Origin of the sequence: Streptomyces sp. XM83C, assembly GCF_023072675.1 — a bacterium.
Taxonomy (GTDB): domain Bacteria; phylum Actinomycetota; class Actinomycetes; order Streptomycetales; family Streptomycetaceae; genus Streptomyces; species Streptomyces thermocoprophilus.
Genome location: NZ_JALLGL010000566.1, coordinates 1 through 1,444, shown reverse-complemented (window position 1 = coordinate 1,444; position 1,444 = coordinate 1). Strand labels below are relative to the sequence as shown.

At 76.3% G+C, this 1,444-nt stretch carries 2 protein-coding genes; both read left to right on the top strand.

Annotation, left to right across the window (positions count from 1 at the left end; genetic code table 11):
- On the top strand, window positions 1-1,207 hold a 1,207-nt coding region (locus MTQ10_RS30385; protein WP_247473907.1), incomplete at its 5' end, for a tetratricopeptide repeat protein.
- A gap of 3 nt (window positions 1,208-1,210) precedes the next feature.
- The coding region (locus MTQ10_RS30380) for a zinc ribbon domain-containing protein (protein WP_247473905.1) at window positions 1,211-1,444 on the top strand (234 nt) is incomplete at its 3' end.

The window sequence follows — 1,444 nt, the reverse complement described above, 5'->3', positions numbered from 1 at the left end:
GGTGCCGGGTGGTCCCGGCGCGACCGGCCTGCCGGGGGTGCCGACGCAGCGGGCCGCGTCCGTCGGGCAGGGCGGCCTCGCGCCGGGCCTGCCCGGTGTGGGGGCGGCCGGCATCCCAGGGGCTCCCGGTGCGCCCGGTGCTGCCGGTGCGCCTGTCCTCGTGCCCGGTGCCGCAGGTGTCCCTGCCGCCCCTGGCGCGCCCGCCGTACCCGTCCCCGCCGGGCAGGGTGCCGTCGCGGTGCCGCCTCCGCCCGTCGGGGGTGTCGCGCTCGTCAGACCGGTCGACGCCGCATCCGCCGCGCTGGCGCTGCCGGTGCCCCGGGTGGACCCGTCCGACCCCAACGCCGGTTTCCTGGCGGGCCTGATGGGTTCGGCGTCGGCGGAGCTGATCGCCGCCCTGCACGCGGCGCCCGCGACCTCGACGGAGCTGCGGCTGCGCGAGCTGCGGGCGTGCCTGGAGACGCACCGGCCGTCCGACGCGCTGCGGCAGTTGGAGTCGCTGGAGGCCGACCACCCCGACGACTGGCGGGTGGTGTGGTACCGCGGCGTGACCTCGCTGGTCACCGGCGACCACGAGAGCGCGGCTGTCGCCTTCGACGCGGTGTACGACGCCTTCCCCGGCGAGACGGCACCGAAGCTGGCGCTCGCGGTGTGCGCGGAGGTGCTGGGCCAGCTGGACAACGCCGCCGAGTACTACCGGCTGGTGTGGTCGACCGACCCGGGCTGTGTGAGCGCGGCCTTCGGTCTGGCGCGGGTTCAGCTCGCGGCCGGGGACCGGGGTTCGGCCGTACGGACGCTGGAGTCGGTGCCGGAGTCGTCCATCCACTACACGGCCGCGCGGGTGGCCGCGGTGCGGGCACGGCTGCGGCAACGCGCCGCGCACGCGGCGGACCGCTCGTTCGTGGACGATCTCGGCGCGGCGGCGGCGCAGGTGGAAGCGCTGGACGCGTACGGACTCGACCCGACGCGGCGTGCACAGCTGGCCACCGAGGTGCTCGGTTGTGCGCTTGACTGGGTACTCTCCGGTGGCCGGGTCGACACGCCCGGTGCCCGGCGGGTGCTGCTCGGCAGCGAACTGGACGAACGGGGCCTGCGCTTCGGCCTGGAGCGCTCGTACCGCACGCTGGCCCGGCTCGCGCCCGGCGGCAAGGAGAGGATCGACCTGGTGGAACGTGCCAACCGTTACCGCCCCCGGACGTGGGTGTAGTTGATGTCGCAGATGCCCCAGCAGGCCGCTGTGTCGGAGTGCCCGAGCTGCTCGGAGCCGCTCGAGTCGGGTGACCGTTTCTGCGGCGCGTGCGGATACGACCTGTCCGCCGTCGCCGCGCGGCAACCGGACCATCCGACGCTCACCATGAACGGCACCCCGGCGCCGCCGCACGCCGCGCCCGCGCCCACACCGGCCGACTGGGTGGCACCCCCGGCCCCCGGCTCGGCCCCGGCC